The organism is Mycobacterium rhizamassiliense, from assembly GCF_900157375.1.
Taxonomy (GTDB): domain Bacteria; phylum Actinomycetota; class Actinomycetes; order Mycobacteriales; family Mycobacteriaceae; genus Mycobacterium; species Mycobacterium rhizamassiliense.
In genome coordinates this window covers 1,381,811-1,399,519 of sequence record NZ_LT721901.1, presented here as the reverse complement: position 1 = coordinate 1,399,519, position 17,709 = coordinate 1,381,811, and the positions used below count along the sequence as shown (strand labels likewise).

Annotated in this window: 20 protein-coding genes; 9 read left to right on the top strand and 11 right to left on the bottom strand. The window is 67.6% G+C overall.

The genetic code is table 11. The annotated features are described in order from the left end of the window. Positions 1-4 precede the first annotated feature (4 nt). Positions 5-1,780: a SulP family inorganic anion transporter gene (locus tag MRAB57_RS06890; RefSeq protein ID WP_077086915.1), complete on the top strand. Its 1,776-nt coding sequence runs from the start codon at positions 5-7 to the stop codon at positions 1,778-1,780. On the opposite strand, the gene MRAB57_RS06885 is transcribed toward MRAB57_RS06890, so the two are convergent. From MRAB57_RS06885 to MRAB57_RS06865, 5 genes are all read right to left on the bottom strand, one after another. After that, complete coding sequence (locus MRAB57_RS06885) at positions 1,777-2,613, bottom strand: SDR family oxidoreductase (RefSeq protein ID WP_077086914.1); 837 nt, start codon at positions 2,611-2,613, stop codon at positions 1,777-1,779. The genes MRAB57_RS06890 and MRAB57_RS06885 overlap by 4 nt on opposite strands. Positions 2,614-2,644: 31 nt before the next feature. After that, on the bottom strand, positions 2,645-3,943 hold the full coding sequence (locus tag MRAB57_RS06880) for a sodium/calcium exchanger protein (protein ID WP_077086913.1): 1,299 nt from the start codon (positions 3,941-3,943) through the stop codon (positions 2,645-2,647). Positions 3,944-4,185: 242 nt separating this feature from the next. Next, entirely contained in the window at positions 4,186-5,004 is an 819-nt protein-coding gene (locus tag MRAB57_RS06875; protein ID WP_077086912.1) for an SDR family NAD(P)-dependent oxidoreductase, read from the bottom strand. A gap of 19 nt (positions 5,005-5,023) precedes the next feature. Then, on the bottom strand, positions 5,024-5,434 hold the full coding sequence (locus MRAB57_RS06870) for a nuclear transport factor 2 family protein (RefSeq protein WP_077086911.1): 411 nt from the start codon (positions 5,432-5,434) through the stop codon (positions 5,024-5,026). Next, the gene (locus tag MRAB57_RS06865) at positions 5,431-6,483 is read right to left on the bottom strand and encodes a zinc-binding dehydrogenase (protein ID WP_077086910.1); all 1,053 of its coding nucleotides are present in this window, start codon (positions 6,481-6,483) and stop codon (positions 5,431-5,433) included. The genes MRAB57_RS06870 and MRAB57_RS06865 overlap by 4 nt, the downstream gene beginning before the upstream one ends. Positions 6,484-6,604: 121 nt before the next feature. On the opposite strand from MRAB57_RS06865, the gene MRAB57_RS06860 reads away from it, so the two are divergent. Both MRAB57_RS06860 and MRAB57_RS06855 read left to right on the top strand, forming a co-directional pair. Next, entirely contained in the window at positions 6,605-7,471 is an 867-nt protein-coding gene (locus MRAB57_RS06860) for an IclR family transcriptional regulator (protein ID WP_077086909.1), read from the top strand. A gap of 50 nt (positions 7,472-7,521) precedes the next feature. Beyond that, positions 7,522-8,286, top strand: a complete 765-nt coding sequence (locus tag MRAB57_RS06855) for a DUF2127 domain-containing protein (RefSeq protein ID WP_077086908.1) — start codon at positions 7,522-7,524, stop codon at positions 8,284-8,286. Between the two features lie 12 nt (positions 8,287-8,298). On the opposite strand, the gene MRAB57_RS06850 is transcribed toward MRAB57_RS06855, so the two are convergent. Further along, positions 8,299-8,904 carry a PaaI family thioesterase gene (locus tag MRAB57_RS06850; RefSeq protein ID WP_077086907.1) on the bottom strand — a complete coding sequence of 202 codons (606 nt, stop codon included), beginning with the start codon at positions 8,902-8,904 and terminating at the stop codon, positions 8,299-8,301. 169 nt (positions 8,905-9,073) lie between these two features. Between MRAB57_RS06850 and MRAB57_RS28745 the strand changes: the two genes are divergently transcribed. Continuing rightward, the gene (locus tag MRAB57_RS28745) at positions 9,074-9,235 is read left to right on the top strand and encodes a hypothetical protein (protein WP_173813910.1); all 162 of its coding nucleotides are present in this window, start codon (positions 9,074-9,076) and stop codon (positions 9,233-9,235) included. Between the two features lie 4 nt (positions 9,236-9,239). Further along, positions 9,240-10,001, top strand: a complete 762-nt coding sequence (locus tag MRAB57_RS06845; RefSeq protein ID WP_108638062.1) for a 5'-methylthioadenosine/adenosylhomocysteine nucleosidase — start codon at positions 9,240-9,242, stop codon at positions 9,999-10,001. Here the strand turns inward: MRAB57_RS06845 and MRAB57_RS06840 are convergent. Next, on the bottom strand, positions 9,955-10,596 hold the full coding sequence (locus tag MRAB57_RS06840) for a CGNR zinc finger domain-containing protein (RefSeq protein ID WP_245835857.1): 642 nt from the start codon (positions 10,594-10,596) through the stop codon (positions 9,955-9,957). The genes MRAB57_RS06845 and MRAB57_RS06840 overlap by 47 nt on opposite strands. Before the next feature lie 85 nt (positions 10,597-10,681). Between MRAB57_RS06840 and MRAB57_RS06835 the strand changes: the two genes are divergently transcribed. The 3 genes from MRAB57_RS06835 to MRAB57_RS06825 all read left to right on the top strand — a co-directional run bounded on the left by MRAB57_RS06835 (position 10,682) and on the right by MRAB57_RS06825 (position 12,735). Beyond that, positions 10,682-11,365, top strand: coding sequence for an SDR family oxidoreductase (locus tag MRAB57_RS06835; protein WP_077090429.1), 684 nt, complete (start codon positions 10,682-10,684; stop codon positions 11,363-11,365). Between the two features lie 97 nt (positions 11,366-11,462). Beyond that, positions 11,463-11,918: an SRPBCC family protein gene (locus tag MRAB57_RS06830; protein ID WP_077086905.1), complete on the top strand. Its 456-nt coding sequence runs from the start codon at positions 11,463-11,465 to the stop codon at positions 11,916-11,918. 10 nt (positions 11,919-11,928) lie between these two features. Then, entirely contained in the window at positions 11,929-12,735 is an 807-nt protein-coding gene (locus MRAB57_RS06825; RefSeq protein ID WP_077086904.1) for an SDR family NAD(P)-dependent oxidoreductase, read from the top strand. Here the strand turns inward: MRAB57_RS06825 and MRAB57_RS06820 are convergent. From MRAB57_RS06820 to MRAB57_RS06810, 3 genes are all read right to left on the bottom strand, one after another. Next, positions 12,732-13,472: a class I SAM-dependent methyltransferase gene (locus MRAB57_RS06820; RefSeq protein ID WP_077086903.1), complete on the bottom strand. Its 741-nt coding sequence runs from the start codon at positions 13,470-13,472 to the stop codon at positions 12,732-12,734. The two genes, MRAB57_RS06825 and MRAB57_RS06820, sit on opposite strands and share 4 nt — an antisense overlap. A 129-nt stretch (positions 13,473-13,601) precedes the next feature. Continuing rightward, a complete protein-coding gene (locus tag MRAB57_RS06815; RefSeq protein WP_077086902.1) occupies positions 13,602-14,978 on the bottom strand; it encodes an adenylate/guanylate cyclase domain-containing protein in 1,377 nt (458 codons plus the stop codon). A gap of 20 nt (positions 14,979-14,998) precedes the next feature. After that, a complete protein-coding gene (locus MRAB57_RS06810) occupies positions 14,999-15,607 on the bottom strand; it encodes a TetR/AcrR family transcriptional regulator (RefSeq protein ID WP_077086901.1) in 609 nt (202 codons plus the stop codon). Positions 15,608-15,777: 170 nt separating this feature from the next. On the opposite strand from MRAB57_RS06810, the gene MRAB57_RS06805 reads away from it, so the two are divergent. Next, entirely contained in the window at positions 15,778-16,653 is an 876-nt protein-coding gene (locus MRAB57_RS06805) for an oxygenase MpaB family protein (protein ID WP_245836069.1), read from the top strand. A gap of 9 nt (positions 16,654-16,662) precedes the next feature. On the opposite strand, the gene MRAB57_RS06800 is transcribed toward MRAB57_RS06805, so the two are convergent. Further along, the gene (locus MRAB57_RS06800) at positions 16,663-17,649 is read right to left on the bottom strand and encodes an amidohydrolase family protein (RefSeq protein WP_077086899.1); all 987 of its coding nucleotides are present in this window, start codon (positions 17,647-17,649) and stop codon (positions 16,663-16,665) included. Positions 17,650-17,709: the final 60 nt, after the last annotated feature.

The following is a 17,709-nucleotide window of genomic DNA, read 5'->3' as shown; positions in this document are numbered from 1 at the left end:
ACCGGTGGCGTTCGTTCTGAATTACAGTCTGCTGAAGGGCCGGCACGACGTGGTCGCCGGCCTCACCGTCGCGGCCATCTCGTTCCCGCAGGCGATGGCCTACGCGCTGATCGCCGGGGTTGATCCCCGGTTCGGGGTGTACTCGGCGATCGTCGTCACGGTCGTCGCGTCGATCTTCGGGTCGTCGTCGCATCTGATCAACGGGCCGACGAGCGCGATCTCGCTCCTGGTGTTCACGGCGCTGGCCTTCATCGATTCCGAGAACTCCAAGGAGCTTTTCGAGGGGCTCTTCCTGCTGGCGGTCCTGGTCGGCGCGTTTCAGATCGTGATCAGCCTGTTCAAGCTGGGCAACCTGACGCGCTACATCTCCGAATCGGTCATCGTCGGCTTCATGGCGGCCGCGGCATTCCTGCTCGCGATAGGCCAGCTGGGAAATGCGCTGGGCGTCAAGGACAAGGGCAACGGTCACATGCAGGTCCTGCGCCGCGTGTGGCTGACGCTGTTCCACGGCGATCAATACAACTATCGCGCGCTGGCCCTGAGCGCCGGCGCAGTCATCCTGGCGATCCTGTTGCGAAAGCTGGTGCAGCGCTTCGGCTTGCCGCAGATCGACATGCTCGCCGTGCTGATCATCACGGCGCTGGTGGCCTACCTTGCCGGCTGGTCGATTCCGGGATCCAACGGGCGCACCGCGGTGTCGGTGGCGGCCAAGATTCCGCGCAGCCTGCCGAGTCCGCATGTCCCCGAGGTGCACACCGAGTGGCTGCCGCACCTGTCGACGGGCGCGCTGGCCATCGCCTTCGTCGGCATCATCGAGGCGTTGTCCATCGCCAAAGCCATTGCCTACCAGACGCAGCAGAAGATCGACTACAACCGGCAGATCATGGCCGAAGGCCTGGCCAACCTCGCGGGGGGCTTCTTCCAGAGCCTGCCCGGCTCGGGTTCGCTGTCGCGATCGGCGATCAACTTCCAGTCGGGCGCCGCGTCGCGATTCTCCGGAATCGTCTCGGCCGCAACGGTTGCCGCGGCACTGCTGCTGTTCGCGCCGTTGTTGCGCTATGTGCCGCAGGCGGCGCTGGCCGGGCTGCTGCTGGTCACCGCCGCGCGGCTGGTCGATTTCAAGCGCCTGCTCTACACGCTCAAGGCCTCCCGCTATGACGCCGGGCTGGTGCTCATCACGGCGTTCACCGGCGTGGCGGTCGATCTGGACAAGTCGGTGCTGCTCGGCGTGATCCTGTCCATCGTGCTGTTCGTGCCGCGCGCGGCTAAGCTGAAGGCCGAGGAGCTCGTCGTCACGCCTGAACGCGTTGTCCGCGAACGAATCCCGGGCGACTCGGCGGATCCGTCGATCGTGATCTACGACCTCGAAGGCGAGTTGTTCTTCGGGGCGGCCCCGGAACTGGACCGCTATCTGCAGGACCTCAGCAAGCGGATCGCCGACGACGACATCAAGTTCGCGGTGCTGCGGCTCAAGCGGGTCCGCAACCCGGACGTGGTCTGCATCGAACGTATCGAGCATTTCCTGCGGGAAGAGACCGCGCGCGGCACCACCGTGCTGCTGGCCGGGGTACGTCCCGACACGCTGCACGTTCTGGACAACGTGGGCTTCGAAAGTTGGTTCGCCGCAGAGCATGTCTTCCCCGAGGAAGACGAGGAGTACTCAGCGACGCTGCGGGCGGTGCGCTATGCCCACAACAAGCTGGCCGAGCTGAAGCTGAAGCAACCGCCCACGGCCGCAACCGAACTCACCCCGCACAACGACCTGTACTACCTGGTCTAGCCGGCGGCGGCGACCCTGGCCCGCTCCGTCATCGAGGCGATCACGCCGCCGTCGTTGAGGATGTCGGTGCCGGTGAGGTAGCCGGCCTTTTCGCTGGCGCAGAAGGCCAGCAGTTCGGCCATCTCCTCGGGCTTGCCCCACCGCGGCACCGCGGCGTCGGCGACCATCGCGCCGGCCCCGGCCTGCTCCTCGAGCCGGCCCATCTCGGTGTCGACGGATCCCGGCGAGACCGAGACGATGCGCAGTCCGCGCTGGTTGAAGCGTTCCGCCTGCGACTGGCTGTACCATTTCACGAAGGTTTTGCTCAGGGCGTAGGCGTAGCCGGGCCGGGCCTGCTCGGGAATCGGGTCGCACGCCGCCATCATGGCGTCCCAGAAGGCGTCGCCATCGCTGAGCGCCAGCGGGAATTGGGCGGTGGGAACGAATTCCGCGGGCAACATGTGGGCGGCCATCGAGGCCACGTTGACGATCACGGAGCCCTCGCCGCCCGTCGCGTAGAACGCCTCGTTGACGTTGACGGTGCCGACGGCGTTGGTCCGCATGACGTAGTCGGCGGGGCCCATGCTCGGGCTCACCCCCGCGGTGTGGATGACGGAGGCGACCGTCCCGAGCTTGCTCGCGGCGCCGAGCAGCTCCGCGACGGCACCGGAGTCGGTGACGTCACAGTTGACGACCGAGGCATCGACCCCGAGGTCATTGAGTGTTGCGGCCGCGTCGTCCAGCCGGTCCTGCCTGACGTCGCAGAGGACCACGGTGTGGTCGCGGCCCACGATTTTCGCCGTGGCCAGGCCCATGCCACCGGCACCGCCCGTAATCACCGACACTGGATTCATACCTAGGGACCGTATACGTACCCGCGCGCGGCTACGTCGCTAGCCTGGTGTCCTCGGAGTGGTGCGGATGGCCGCTGTGGCGGATGGCCGTGCCCACGAACGGCGCCTGCACGGTGGCGCCCAGGTGGCGGCGATTGACGATCAGGCCGCCGAGGGCGATCACCCCGTAGACACCGCAGAGCACGAGGCGCCCCGGGGTCGAGGTGATGGGGAACTGGACGATGAACAACACCAGCAGCGCCCATGCGGAAGCCCGGCTGAATCGCAGCGCGAGGATCACCGCGACGCCCATCAGCGTCTGGCTGGCGGTCAGCAGCACCTCCTCGACCTGGCGGGGATCGAGGGCGAGGGAGGGCCCGCCGCCGCCCAGCAGATGCGCGATCGGCAGCGACCCGATCAGCAGCGTCCACTGATTGACCTTCGACGAGATCAGGGTGGCGATCGCGGCGGTGCCCTTGCCGCGCGAAGCGAAGATGGTCGCGATGATGAACTCCGGCGCCTCGGAGGCCAGGGGGGCGAGCCACTGCACCAGCAGGAACCGGTCGATGCCCAGCTCGGTGCCCGCCGCGACCAGGTTGTCCGCAAATGGCTTCGCGCACAGCAGGATCACCGCACCCGACACCACGAACAAACTGCCGACGACGATCCGCCGGCCGCGGTCCGACAGCTCCCCGATGGCGGCGGCGGTGCCGATCAGGTCGGGCTCCTCCACGTCGCCGTGGCTGATCTTGTAGAGGTAGAAGCCGAACCACGCCAGCAGCGCCAACCCGAGCCCCAGGTGTATTTCGCCGCTGGCCGGTATCACGAAAGCCACGACGCCGGCGAACAACAGGAACCCGAGCTCGACCCGGTTGGCGGGCTCCAGCGTCAGGCCGGTCGACTTGTCGGCGCCGCGCCTGCGCGCCACCAGGACACTGACCAACACCACCACCGGCCAGCCCAGACCCATCAACAGCCGGTTGGACCCGGTCATGTTGGCGGCCGCGTACTGCGTGTAATCCGGGTTATGGCCCGATACGTAGGCGTAGTAAAGGTCGACGGCGTATTCGGGCAGGACGGCGACCAGCGCGAGCGCCGCGATGGCCAGGCCGCCGGCAACGTCGATCTGGGCGGCTTCGGCCCCCCACGCCAACAGGAAACTCGCCGCCACCACGGCGGCTCCATAGATCAGCAGGGCGACAACCGGGTTGAGATGCAGACCGCCGATACGGACCACCACGGCCGGGACGATGAACACGGCGGTGATCGCCGCGGAACGGGTCAGGGTGCGCCACGGCGCGCGGGTCGCCGCCGCGGGAGCGGCGGGCCTCTCGGTGGCGCGCATCGTCATCCTTCAAATTCGTCGACGGGTGCCGATCCTGAATCGCTACTTCGGCCCGGGGCCGTGGCTTGACCTGCCCGCCAACGGTACCCGCTCGACCCGCATCCCAGCAACGTTGCGGGGACGCCACGCAGCGCCGACTGCCGCACCGTCTTTGCTGGCCAAGGGCCATATTCGGAAAAGTTAGGACGCACTAACTCTAGATTTTGGCAAACCGTTGTCGCGCGGCTGGCGGTCGCATCTGCGACTCTCTAGCGATCGGGCCCCATCGCCGCGGCGGCGGTCGCCGTGAAAAGCTCCACGATCTGCTTGCGGGTCAGTGCGGCCATCATTTGCAGGGCGGCGCGCATGTCCTCGCCCACCATCCAGGTCGGGCCGTTGGTCAGGTTCGCGAATGCCTCGCCGATCACGTCTTCCACGGCGGCGGCGCCCGCGGGCACCTCGTCGGGCGAGGCGATGTTGCCGCGGCTGTGCTCGAGTTCTCGCAAGGCGGGGGTGTTGGTCTTGCCCAGGATCAGCCCCAGGACGTCGACGCCCTTGCCGTGCAGTTCGGCCCACAGCGCCTCGGCGAAGATCATGTCGAATGCCTTGGAGGCGCCGTAGGCGACCATGTTGGGTCCCCCGGCCAAGCCGGCGCCCGAGCCGAAGATGACGATCCCGCCGCTGCCGCGCTCGACCATCGCCGGGGCGAAGTGGTGACACAACTGCATCGGCACCATGCAGTTGCGCTGCACCATGGCCTCGGCGTCTTCGATCGGATTGCTCAGGAAGGGCTCGTAGTTGGGATCCGCGCCCGCACAGTAGACGAGAAACCCGATCTCCAGATCGCTGGTGGCCGCCGCGATCGCCGATGTGGCGTCGGGCTTGGCAAGATCGATCGCCAGCGTACGGGTCTGGGCAGACGTCCGGGATTCGATCTCGGCCGCAACCTGATCGAGCACGGCCTGGCGGCGGGCCAACAGCACCACGTTGACCCCGCGTTCGGCGAGCCCGGCGGCGAAAGCGGCACCCACACCGTCGGAGGCCCCAGCCACCAGCGCCCACGGCCCGTATTTGTTCGCAAATGTCATGTGCTGACTCCTGATTGGATTAAGTGCCGAATGTCGCGACGCGCACCGAGGTGAACTGGCGTCGCGCAATGCGCCAGCCTTCGGCGGTCCGCACGATCTCGTCGTCGTAGAAGCCCCACGCGTTCACGCCGGCCTGGTTGTCGCCGAACATGATCACCGCGTCGATATACGTACGGGCCGTTGCCTTGTCGCCGTCGATCGCGATCGCCTGGTTGGACAGGCGATGCAGAGTATGGCCCGCCATCTCGTGCGTCTTGTCCATGAACTCCGTGACTTCGTCGACGCCGTGCCAGTTGCCGATCTCGCCGTAGTCGAGTTCGCAGTCCTTGGTGAACACGGTGCGAAACAGCGGCCAGTCCCGGCTGTCGATGCCGGTGGCGTAGCGGACCAGTAGGTCCGAAATATCCTGGCGGTCCTCACGTTCGGTCATGCGACATCTCCATTCGGGTGAACCACGATGCGGGGTGGGCCGTCGGATCTGCGGGCGAGCTCGAGCGCGTCGGGGACCTCGTCGAGGCCGATGACCTTGCCCACGCTAGGCAGCGGGTCCAGCCTGCCTTCCGCGACGGCGTCGAGCGTGCCGTACCAGTCCTGCGGGTGGGGGCCGCCGCCGAATTGAATCGTGACGCCCTGGCGGGTGGCGGTGGTGATGTCCAGCGAGTCGCCGGTGTACCAGCCGCCCGCGCAATAGATCCGGGTGGCCATTTCGGCGGATTCGACGATGCTCTGGATGAGTCCCGCGGCCCCCACACACTCGAATATGACTGCGGGGCCGGGCAATCCGCGCTCGGCACGCACCTCGCGGAACGCATCGAACACCGACTTCTCGGCGGGATCGACGACGACGTGGGCGCCGAACCGATCGCGAGCCAGGGCGCGGCGCTCGGGCTTGTAGTCCGCCACGATGATCGGCTCGATGCCCCGGCTGGCCAGCGCGGCGACGGCCGAGAGCCCAATGGCCCCGGCGCCGATGACGACCGCTGTCTCGCCGTCCTGGATGTTGGCCGATCGCACGTAGAACTCGCCGACCGCGAATGCGTCGACCAGTGCCGCGGCGTCGCAGGCAACGTCGTGGGCGACCGCCTTGGCCGCCACTTCCGAAATCACCAGCAGCTCAGCGAAACTGCCCTGCGCCTCGGGGTGCTGGCCGATGATCCGCACGCCGCCGGCCCCGCCGTCGATCAGCCGGATCGGAATCGAGGTCACGCGCGTGCCGACGGGGAACTGGTCCGAGCAGCCGGGCCCGTGTCCGATCACTTCGCCGACGAATTCGTGGCCGAGCACGATGTCGCGGTCGGTGTCGTACAGCGACCGGCCGGTCGGGTCGTCGATCGCGAGTTCGGGATGGTCCATGAAGTGCACGTCCGACGCGCAGATCGCGGTACTCAGCGTGCGCAGCAACAACTCTCCGGGCCCGGGCTCGGGATCCGGTGTCTCGCGAACCGTCAGCCGACCGTCTCTCAGCACCGCAGCGCGCAAGGCTTCCGCTCCAATTTCTCGAATAATCGAGTTAAGCTATCGAATGTTCGTTGTCACTGTAGGAATCGCGTGGTAAAGGAGTCAAGCCATTCGCGGATCCACCTCGGCACCGACCGCCCGGGTGCTCGACGTCGTCGAACTACTGGCCCGGTCGGGAAATGCGCGGCTGCGGTTCTCCGACATCGTGCGCGAGCTCGACCTCACGCAGGCGACCGTGCACGCCATCCTGAAAACGCTGTGCGACCGCGGCTGGGCCAGCCGCGACCCGGTGACCAAGACGTTCGCGCTCGGACCCGCGCTGGCCGTGGTGGCCGCCCGGACGGACACCGCTCGGCCGCTGGCGCATGCCGCACGGTCCGCCGCGCTGCGGCTTTCGCGCGAGGTCGGCTACGCGGGCTCCGTGGTCGAACGCTTCGGCGATTCGTTGGTCGTTACCGCCTTCGAGGGTGAACCCGCCACCCAACCGTCGGGCATCCCGGGCGACCGCATCCCCTACGCGCCGCCGTTCGGCGTCGCGCTCGCCGCCTGGGACACCGAAGACGAGCAGCGGGCGTGGATCCGCCGCGGCGCGGGCGACAACGCGGACCGCGGCCGTCGCCTGGAGCAGGTGCTGCGGCACACCCGCGAGCGCGGGTTCGACGTCGACTGGACGACACCGGCGCTGGCGCAGGCCGCCCAGGTCGTCGCAACCCTCGACGACAACGAGATGCCAACTCCGGTGCGCCACATCATGGATCAGTTGCTCGTCGAGTTCACCACCATCGGCTTCCTCTCCGACGACAATCCCGGCCGGCGCAAACAGCCCGTCGTGACCATTGCCGCGCCGGTTTTCGACAGCCGCGGCTACGCCGCCCTGATGGTTGCGGTGCATCCACTTTCGCCGCTCAACGCCAGGCAGATTCGGCTGATCGGAAAGAAGCTCACCGACGAAACGGCGACGATCAGCGAATCCCAGCGCCACCAGGGCGCGGTGCAGCACGTGGTGTAGCCGGCGCGCGTCCCCTTGCGACGGCCGCCGCCCGCGTTCAATGATCGGCCATGCGCAAAGAACGCGGCATCAATCGCTGGGAGCTGGTCACCTGCGCGGTGCAGGGACACGCCACCTATGCACCGGACGAACAGGCACTGGCGGACCGGCTGAGCGGCAAGACCGGGCTGGGCGAGGTGTGGCGCTGTCTGCGCTGCGGTGAATTCACAGTCGGCGAGCCACACGGGCATGGCCGCGCAGAGGATGCACCGATGATCATGCGCGGCAAGGCTTTACGCCAGGCCATCATCATCCGCGTGCTGGCTGTCGAACGGCTCTTTCGCGCGGTGGTGATCGCGCTCGCCGCCTACGCCGTGTGGAAATTCCGCGGCGCGCGCGGATCCATCCAGGAAACCCTGGACCGCGACCTCCCGGTGTTTCGCGCCGCGGGATTCAAGGTCGATCAGATGACCGCGGTGCACGAGCTGGAAAAGGCGTTGGCCGCCAAGCCATCCACGCTGGTCTTGCTGACGCTCGCGCTGACCGCATACGCGCTGATCGAGGTGCTCGAGGGTGTCGGCTTGTGGTTGCTCAAGCGCTGGGGCGAATACTTCGCGGTGATAGCGACCTCGGTCTTCCTGCCACTGGAGATTCACGACCTGGCCAAGGGCATCACGATGACGCGGCTGGTGACCTTCGCGATCAATATCGCCGCGGTGGTCTATCTGCTGTTCTCCAAACGGCTGTTCGGTCTGCGGGGCGGCCGCAAAGCCTACGACGAGGAACGCCGCGGCGAGCAGCTGCTCGACGTCGAGCGGGCGGCCACGGCGCCGTAACCCCGCGTCAGGTCACTGCCTGGGGTGGATGAACACGCCCTCGGCCTCCACGGTGACGCCATCCTCGTCGGCCACGTGACCGACCGAGAATGTCTTGACGCCTTCGGTGCGCTCGACATGGGCCTCGACGCGCAACTTCCGGCCAAGGGCGGTGCGGCGCCGGTAGCGTAGGGTGAGGGTTCCGGTGTAGGCGGGTTTGCCCGGTCGGTGCGCCGTCGCTCCCAGCACATGGTCGAGGATCAGCGCGGACACGCCGCCGTGCACGTGCTCGGGCGGACCCTCGTACGGTGCGCCCAGGACGAATTCCGACCAGACCAAGCCGTCGGGGTCGTGATGGAGCACCAGCGGCGGGGCGACCGGGTTGCGCAGCCCGACCACGGCGTTGCCCCACGCGATGGTCTGACCGTCCGGCGTGAGCTGCACACCGAATGGGTCGGGGCGTGCCGAAGCCTCCAATTCCTCAGTGGCGCTGTCGATCTTGTCCTTCACCGCTGCTATGGTCGTGGGGTCGGCTTCGGTGCGGATGCTGACGTCAACGAGGCGACGGATCGATTCGGCCAGCGGGCCGTAGACCGATTCGAGCTGGCTGTAATCGATGCAGAGCTTCTCGTCAGACATATAGGCAACCTAACAGTTCCTGGCCGGCGGCCTGCGGGAATGCACCCCGTGTGCCCGACGCCACAAAAGGGCTTAACGCGGCGGTCACCAATCTGCTGCACACTTGTAAAACAGCCCGCGTGAAATTTGACCGACGGCCAACCGGCCGAACAGAGGAAAGGTCGGGACTGTGCCACCACTGCAGACCTGGATCAGTCAGAGCACAACCAACCTCGACGTAGTCACCCCGATCAAAGCCCGCGCCTACGAAGCGCTACAGGCCGTGCTGCGCAGCAAGCCCAAGCCGGTCCCGGACTCCCGGGTGATGCGCAAGGGTGACGAGCGCTGCTGAGCCAATCGCTGTGACGATCGGCGTCATCTGCGCGATCCCGCAGGAGTGGGCGTATCTGCACGGCGTTCTGGCGCGGCCCAGTCGCGAACAGATCGCCAACATCAGTTTCGATAGCGGCGAACTCGACGGGCATCGGGTCGTGCTGGCCGCCGCGGGCATGGGCAAGGTGAACGCGGCGTTGGTCGCGACGCTGCTAGCCGACCGATTCGATTGCGGGACAATCGTTTTCACTGGAGTAGCCGGTGGATTGGATCCGCGGCTGCATATCGGCGACATCGTGATCGCGGACCGGGTCGTGCAGCACGATTCCGGTCTGATCCGCGACGAACGGTTGCAGCCCTACCAGCCCGGCCACGTACCGCTCATCAATCCGACCGAACGCCTGGGTTATCCGGTCGCGCCCGAGCTGATCGAGCGCGTCAAGCGGCGCCTCGAGGGATTCACGCTGCCGGCGCTGCCCACCGCCGCCGGCGGCGACGACCGGCCGCCGCGGATCGTCTACGGCACTGTCCTCACCGGCGACCAGTACGTGCACTGCGAGCCCACCCGCGACCGGCTCCGCCACGATCTGGGCGGCAACGCCGTAGAGATGGAGGGCGGTGCGGTGGCCCAAGTCTGCGAGGCCTTCGACATCCCCTGGCTGGTGATCCGCGCGCTCTCCGACTTGGCCGGCGCCGACTCCGGTCTGGACTTCAACCGGTTCGCCGAGGAGGTCGCGGTCAGTTCCGCCCGGGTGCTGCTGCGGCTGCTGCCGGTGCTGGGCTGAGCGGGTTGTCCTGCGCGGCACGCTCCCGTTCGCGCCGGCGCGCCCGCGAAGCCCGCAGATTGGCGACGTTGCCACACGTCTTCACGTCGTGCCACACCCCGCTGTTGTTCTTCGAGCGGTCGTAGAAGGTCGACCCGCAATCGTGGTTGTGGCATCGCTTGACCCGCCGCCAGGTCCCCTCCTGCTGGCCGAGCATGATCTCGGCCCAGAGCGCAGAAGCCAGCCACTGCCAGCCGGTACCGCTCGGCTCGAGCCGCACCTCGCCCGTATCCGACAGCGCGAAGGTGGCGGCAACAGACATCGCGCCCCGGCGGCCCGGCGGCTCTCCGGCGACCATCTTCGCGATCGTGTCGCGCAAGGCACGCAGCTTCGATAGATCCGTGTCGCCCAGCGCGGGTGGCTCAGTGTCGACGCCACGTAGCGCGGACCAGGTGCGCACCGCCCCGGTGGCCCAGTCCCGCGCCCGTTCGGTGTCGGCCAGCAGGTCTGGGCCGTATTCCTGCACGTTGACCGTGTTCAGAAAGTCCTGCACCAGCCCCAGGCCGCCGGGTGCCACCGCGACTGGTAGCCGGCAGGATCCAGACCATTCAGACATAGCCAAATACTACTTGACTATGTCGATGGCCGCAATTATGGTGACATATGCAAAGGTATTTAACCTAAGTCAAGGAGTGGGGATCATGGTCAATATCAACGGGTCGACGGTCGTGGTTACCGGGGGGCAGCGCGGAATCGGCAAGGCCATCGTGGACGAGTTTCTGCGCCGGGGTGCGGCCAAGGTCTACGCCACAGCGCGGGCGCCCAAACCAAGCGAGGACCCACGCGTGGTGGGTGTCGAGCTCGACGTCACCGACCCGGATTCGGTTGCGGCGCTCGCTGTTGCGGCATCCGACGCCGACATCGTGGTGAACAATGCCGGCGTCGCCGGTGCGTACGAGCTGCTGACCAGTGACATCGAGGAGGTCCGGGAGGTGTTCGAGACCAACTACTTCGGTCCGCTTCGGGTGGCCCAGGCGTTCGCCCCGGTCGTAGCCGCCAACGGTGGTGGCGCACTGGTCGACATCAGCTCCGTCGTAGCGTGGGCGGGCGGATTCGGTGGCTACGGTGACTCGAAGGCCGCCATCTGGTCGCTCACCAACTCGTTGCGCATCGAGCTCGCGAAGCAGGGCACGCTGGTCACTGCGGTCCACCTGGGTTACACCGACACCGAGATGTTCGCGCATGTCGACGCGCCGAAGAACGACCCGCGTGAGGTTGCGCGCGAAATCGTCGATGGCATTGAGCGCGGAGACATCGAGGTGCTGGCCGACGACGTCAGCCGCCACGTCAAGGCGGCCCTGTCCGGACCGGTGGCAACTTCCTAAACGCCGTGAGATTCGCTGTCCGGCCAGCGCGAGTCACCCGCGGTCGGGGCCGGCAGCCAGCCGACCCCCATCGCGGGTGACGTGTTTGGATTGCCCTATGACCGAACCCGAACAAATCGTGAGCGCCACCCGGGTGATTTCCGCCGGCGCCGCGGCGATCTTCGAGCTGATCGCCGACCCGTCGAACCAGCCGCGCTGGGACGGCAACGAGAATCTCGCCTCGGCCGCCCCGGGGCAGCGCGTCCACCAGATCGGTGACGTGTTCAAGATGACGCTGACCAACGGCGCGGTGCGGGAGAACCATGTCGTCGAGTTCATCGAGGGCACCAAGATCGCTTGGCGCCCAGCCGAACCCGGAAAGCAGCCACCCGGACACCTGTGGCGCTGGCAGCTCGAGCCGATCAACGCCTCGCTGACCAACGTGACGCACACCTACGACTGGTCCGCGCTGACCGATCGGAACCGGTTGGAGAAAGCGCGTTCGACCACTCCGGAAATGCTGCGCGAGTCGATGGACAAGCTGGCAATGCTCGTGCAGAGCCTCGGAAGTTGAGGGGCGCGGCATGACTCTTCCACCACCGGGAAACGAAAGCGCCGCCATCGTCACCGGCGCGTCGTCGGGCATCGGCGAACAGATGGCCCAGATCCTCGCCCGGCGTGGCTACCAGGTCGTGCTGGTCGCCCGCAGCGCCGATCGCCTTGACGAGCTCGCCGCGCGCCTGGGCCCGCAAGCGCACCCGCTGCCCGCGGACCTGTCCGATCGGGCCGCGCGGGCGAGCCTGCCGGACCGGGTCGCGGGGCTCGGCTTGATTCCGGACATCCTGATCAACAACGCCGGGCTCTCCACACTGGGCGTGGTCGCGAAATCCGTTCCGGAGCAAGAGGTCAACCTCGTCGAGGTCGACGTGGCCGCGGTGGTCGACCTGTGCAGCAGGTTCCTGCCCGGCATGGTGGACCGGCGGCGTGGAGCCGTGCTGAACGTGGCGTCGGTGGCGGCGTTCGGACCGCTACCCGGCCAGGCCGCGTACGGCGGCGCGAAGGCGTTCGTCCTGTCCTACACCCACAGCCTGCGCGGCGAGTTGCGCGGCACCGGGGTCAGCGCGACCGCGCTGTGCCCGGGACCGGTGGACACCGGGTTCGGCGAGGCCGCCGGTTTCGACAAGGAAGAAGCCGAGGCCGCGCTGCCCCGGGTGATGTGGATTCCCGCTGACAAGGTGGCGCAGGCTGGCATCGACGGCCTGGCCGCGGGCAAGGCGGTCGTCGTGCCCGGGCGCGTCAACCGGATCGCTGGCGCGCTTTTCCGCGTTGCCCCACCGGAATTGCTATTGCCGGCGCTGCGACGCGGGCACCCGGCCTTTAAAAACGCCTAGCCGTTTTTGGCGCGCACCGTCTGGAATGTGCCGAGGTTCTTGACACGCACACTGGTAAATCCGTTGTCTTCCAGGATGTCCGCGATCTCATCCTCACCGAACGCGTGTGCCCCGATGTTGGGCAGCAGTTGCCAGAGCCGCGCCGCGCGCCCGGCGGTCGGAACCATGATGGCCAGCCGCCCGCCCGGGCGCAGCACGCGGGCCATTTCGGCGAGGGCTGCGGCCGGATCCGGCACCAGTTGCAACACGGCCATCGAGACCACGGCATCAACGGTGTTGTCGCGCAAGGGAAGTCGTTGTGCGTCGGCCCGGATGAAGCCGACGTGCGGGCCGGCCTCGTTGCGGGCGGCGCGCGCCAGCATCGGCTCGGAGATGTCGACGCCCAGCGCCAGCCCGTCGGGTCCGGCGCTGTGGGCCAGGGCGGAGGTGACGTTGCCCGGACCCGACCCGACATCAAGGGCGACCCCGCCCGACGGGATGCTCAGCCACTCGGCGGGGTGCTGAAACGCGGTGAGCACCCGGCGCGATAGCGCTTGCGCGTTGTCGTACAGCATCGACCCGATCGGCGACGCCCACGCCGCCTGGATCGGGCCGGTGTTCTTTTCGACGGCGTCGCCTCCGGCCGCGCCGAGCAGATCGAGATAACCCCTGCTGACGTCCGGATCCGCCGGTGGATCGCTGAGCAGCTCCAGCGCCCGGCGCAGCGCGGGAGGCAGCGAGATGTGCACGTCGGTCATGGGTACTCCTTCGGGCAAATAGCAAGCCGTACAGGGAAATTCCAGCGGGCGCGGCACCGCTGACAGGCCCCTGAAAGCAGCCTACGCCGAGCCGTGGGGCGCATCGAGCGCGCGGAAATGTGGCTTTCGTTAACGCTTGACGACCGCGTGTTCGCTGACCAGCGTGCACAGCTGCCAGAGGCCCGGCACGCCCTTGAGTGCGGTCTCACCGCGGTCGGCGAACCGGTGCCGCGACCCGGTGACGATGTCGCGCACCGTCGAGGAGACCAGGACTTCGCCGGGCCCCGCCTGGGCGGCGACCCGCGCGCCGATGTGCACGGCCATGCCCGCGACGTCGGGGCCGCGCACCTCGACCTCGCCCGCGTGGATGCCGACCCGCACCTCGATGCCCAGGACGCGAACCGCGTCGACGATGCAGTCGGCGCAGGCGATCGCAGCGCTCGGGCTGCGGAAGGTGGCGACGAAGCCGTCTCCGGCAGTGTTGACTTCGCGTCCGGCGAAGCGTTTCAGTTCGTGCCGCACGATGGTGTCGTGGTTGTCGAGCAGATCGCGCCAGCGGTCGTCGCCGAGCAGGGCCGCGCGTTCGGTCGAGCTCACGATGTCGGTGAAGACGATCGTGGTGAGCAGGCGCTCGGCCTCGGAGCCGCCGCGCACGCCGGTGATGAACTCCTCGATCTCGTCGAGCATCGGGGCGGTGTCGCCCACCCAGTACAGCGCGTCCTCGCCCGGGAGCTCGACCAGGCGCGACCCGGCGACGTGCTCGGCGAGGTAGTGGGCGTGGCCGACCGGGGCGAACTCCGAATTGTCGCGCTGCAGGATCAGCGTCGGCGCGGTGACGCGGGGCAGCGTGTCCCGCACGTCGGAGTGCCGGATGGTGTTGATCATCGCGCGGGCCATGCTGGGCGAGGCGGCGCGGTTGCCGGCCATGTCCCACCACGAGCGGAACGCGTTGTCGTCGGCGACGCTGGGGGCGATGATCCCGAGGATGTCGAAGCCCTGGTCGACGGCGTCGGGCTCGATCAGCGTCGTCGTGTAGGGATCGAGGGTCTCCGGTTCGGAGCCCATCGGGTAGTCGGGGGCGTGCAGCGTGCGGGCGGCGCCGTTGATGATCACCAGGCTGCTGACTCGCTCGGGGTGGTCGGCCGCCAGGACCAGGCCCGTCATCGAGGTGAAGCTGGGGGCCACCACGGTCGCCCGCTCGCATCCGACGGCGTTCATCACGGAAATCGCGTCCATGGCCCAGTATTTCGGCCCGATCGCGTCCACCGAGGAGACCCGCGACGACAGGCCGATGCCGCGCTGGTCGAGCCGGATCACCCGGGCGAAGGACGCCAGGCGCCGGTGGAACCGGTACATCGACGGCTCCCCATCCACGGTGTCGATCGGGATGGACGGCCCCGGCAGCAGGAGCAGATCGATCGGCCCATCGCCGAACACCTGATACGCGATGTCGATCTCCCCGCAACTGGCGTATCGGGTTCGTGGTGCCTCGGACCACCTGGCCACCGTTACAGGCTAGGGCAGGGCTACGACAAGTTTGGCGACGAGCCGATGATCGGGACCAGATAGCGTGCGGCGTAGTCGCGGACCGCGGCATCGTCGGAGATGTCGAGCCGCTCGGTGGGGAACACGATGATGCCGAGGGCGACGCGCAGCAGCACGTCGGCGATGTTGGCCAGGTCGGCGTCGGGCAGGTCGGCGCCGCATCTGCGCAGCGTGTGGGCGATGCCATCGGCGAATTGGCGGATCGGGAAGGCATCCGAGCGGGAGAACAGGCCGAACAGCTCGGGCTCGCTCTCGACGATCCGGGAGTACAGGGTCGAATCTTGGACCAGGCGTACGCCCAGCGTGAATGCCTCGATCACGGCCTGCCGCGGATCGCGGCCGCTGGTGGCCCGGTCCAGTGTGGCGAAGAACTGCTCGGCCTCGCGGCGCACGACCCGTTCGAACAGGTCGTCCTTGGTGGGAAAGCGCCGGTAGACGGTGCTGCGGCTGACGCCGGCGCGCGCGGCGATGTCCTCGATGTTGGCGCGGCGCACGCCGTAGGTCTCGAACACCTGGCGCGCGGTGTCCAGGATGGTGCGGTCGACGTCGGTGCCGTCGTCCAGATTGCGGGTGGGGCTCTGGCTCTGCATGGATCCCGACCCCCCAACGGCAATCTCGGCTATCCGGATGCTAGCCTGAAACAAAGATACACTTTTGTGTCAGTGCTTCAGGGGAGGTGGGCGTGACAGCCCAGCATGACGAGTTGACGGGGCCGACGGCCGGCGCGCGATTCGACAGCGGGGTCCGCGAGGCGCAGCCCATGCCGATCGACGACATCGCCGACGCCGCCGCGCGGTTGGGGCCCGATTCCCTGATCTGGAAGTTCTACGGCGATTACCGCACGCAGCTGTTCGGGTTCCAGCGCGTCGCCGGCGTCGAGAACTGCATCGAGCAGCTGGGCCAGGGCGTGCTCGACCACTCGGTGGTGTTCAGCGACACCCTGGGCAGGGCCAAGCGCACCGGGCCACCGTTGATGAAGACCGTCTACTCCGAGGACCCGCACGAGTGGGGGCGCAAGGTCCGGGACTTTCACAAGCCGATCAAGGGCACGGTCAGCGACGGCTCGCGGTATCACGCGCTGAACCCGGAGCTGTTCTACTGGGCGCATGCCACCTTCGTCGATCAGGTGATCTACAACGCCGACACATTCATCCGCCGGCTGTCGGACGCCGAGAAGGAGCAGATCTTCACCGAAGGCAAGCTCTGGTACGGCTTCTACGGCGTCAGCGACCGGGGCCAGCCGCAGACCTACGCGGACTTCCTGGCGTACTGGGACGAGATGCTCGAACGCTTCGTCCCGCACAAGACCGTCCTGTACGGCACCGGCTACATCCGCAAGGGGATCCCCGGCCCGCGCTGGATCCCCAAGCCGGTATGGAAGGCGTTGTCGGCGCCGCTGAACGCCTACACCCGCCTGGTCCTGGTCGGGACGCTGCCGCAGGAGATGCGCGACGTGTGCCAGCTGGAGTGGAATGCCAAGAAGGAGAAGCGTTTTCAGCGGTTCGCCGCCGTCATGCGCGCCCTCAATCCGGTGATCAACCGGCTTCCGCTGTCGGTGCTCTACACGACCTGGGCGGCCGCCGCGTGGCGGCGCGTCGGCATCGACCCCCGCGGGTTGCACAACACCGCCGCCTGACGGCGCGCGTCAAATACGAAGCAGCCGTTCGGCATTGCCGTGCGCGATCTTCTCCCGGTCGGCCGCGGGCAGCGTCGTCTGCTCGAACCCACGGACCGCGTCGTAGGACGACTCGTAGGGATAGTCGATGGAGAACATCAGCGCATCGGCGCCGACCTCGAGCACGGCACCCAGCATCGCCGCGGGGGAGAACACGCCGCTGTTGGTGAAGACGATGTTGGTGCCCAGGTACGCCGACGGCGCGCGCCGCAGCGTGCTGGTCTCCGAGAGCGACGTCGACGCGAATCGGGAGTCCAGCCGGCTGCGCTGGAACGGCAGGAACTCGCCCATGTGGCCCAGGATCAGCGTGGCGCCGGGATGCCGGTCGAAGACGCCGCCGAACAGGATGCGCAGCGCGTGCCCGCCGACCTCGGCCGCCCAGCTCCACGTCGCGCCGTAGAGTTCCGGACGTCCCTCGATGACCTGCCACTGATCCGCCGGCGGCGAGCCGGGGTGTAGATACAGCGGCACGCCAAGGGATTCCACCGCCGACCACACCACGTCGTATTCGGGCGCGTCCAGGTAGCGGCCGCCAGGCCCGGTGATGCAGTCGTTGACCAGCGCTCCGCAGAACCCGTCCTGGGTGACGGCGCGCTCCAATTCGGCCGCCGCGGCGGCGGGGTCCTGCATGGGCAGGGCGGCGAAACCGCGGAAACGATCGGGATGCTCACCGATGACCTTCGCCAGGTATTCGTTGGCGAACCGCGCGTTGTCGCGCGCCTGTTCTGCGCCGATATCGATCTGCAGGCCGGGTGACGTCAGGGACAGCACCTGGATGTCGATGCCGGCGTCGTCCATCTCGGCGAGGCGGTGGTCGCCGAAATCGGGTAGCCGGAGCTGGCAACGCTGCGCCCATTCGGGCCGCATGCGCTTCACCAACTGCTGGTATTTCGCTGTGGGCTGCCGCTCGGCCAGCTCGGGAATGAAAAACGCTTCTTCCAAGGCGATGTAGCGCATTGACTTCTCCCTATCGTGCGATCGTCCTATCCCCGACACTGCGCCCCATTCGCGTATTTG

Excerpts from the sequence above, each read along its gene's own strand:
- MRAB57_RS06880 (WP_077086913.1), bottom strand. The coding sequence starts at position 3,943 with ATGACGATGCGCGCCACCGAGAGGCCCGCCGCTCCCGCGGCGGCGACC.
- MRAB57_RS06830 (WP_077086905.1), top strand. The coding sequence starts at position 11,463 with ATGACCGAACCCGAACAAATCGTGAGCGCCACCCGGGTGATTTCCGCC.
- MRAB57_RS06800 (WP_077086899.1), bottom strand. The coding sequence starts at position 17,649 with ATGCGCTACATCGCCTTGGAAGAAGCGTTTTTCATTCCCGAGCTGGCC.
- MRAB57_RS06805 (WP_245836069.1), top strand. The coding sequence starts at position 15,778 with ATGCCGATCGACGACATCGCCGACGCCGCCGCGCGGTTGGGGCCCGAT.
- MRAB57_RS06885 (WP_077086914.1), bottom strand. The coding sequence starts at position 2,613 with ATGAATCCAGTGTCGGTGATTACGGGCGGTGCCGGTGGCATGGGCCTG.
- MRAB57_RS06855 (WP_077086908.1), top strand. The coding sequence starts at position 7,522 with ATGCGCAAAGAACGCGGCATCAATCGCTGGGAGCTGGTCACCTGCGCG.
- MRAB57_RS06835 (WP_077090429.1), top strand. The coding sequence starts at position 10,682 with ATGGTCAATATCAACGGGTCGACGGTCGTGGTTACCGGGGGGCAGCGC.
- MRAB57_RS06870 (WP_077086911.1), bottom strand. The coding sequence starts at position 5,434 with ATGACCGAACGTGAGGACCGCCAGGATATTTCGGACCTACTGGTCCGC.
- MRAB57_RS06840 (WP_245835857.1), bottom strand. The coding sequence starts at position 10,596 with ATGTCTGAATGGTCTGGATCCTGCCGGCTACCAGTCGCGGTGGCACCC.
- MRAB57_RS06875 (WP_077086912.1), bottom strand. The coding sequence starts at position 5,004 with ATGACATTTGCGAACAAATACGGGCCGTGGGCGCTGGTGGCTGGGGCC.
- MRAB57_RS06810 (WP_077086901.1), bottom strand. The coding sequence starts at position 15,607 with ATGCAGAGCCAGAGCCCCACCCGCAATCTGGACGACGGCACCGACGTC.
- MRAB57_RS06820 (WP_077086903.1), bottom strand. The coding sequence starts at position 13,472 with ATGACCGACGTGCACATCTCGCTGCCTCCCGCGCTGCGCCGGGCGCTG.
- MRAB57_RS06850 (WP_077086907.1), bottom strand. The coding sequence starts at position 8,904 with ATGTCTGACGAGAAGCTCTGCATCGATTACAGCCAGCTCGAATCGGTC.
- MRAB57_RS06825 (WP_077086904.1), top strand. The coding sequence starts at position 11,929 with ATGACTCTTCCACCACCGGGAAACGAAAGCGCCGCCATCGTCACCGGC.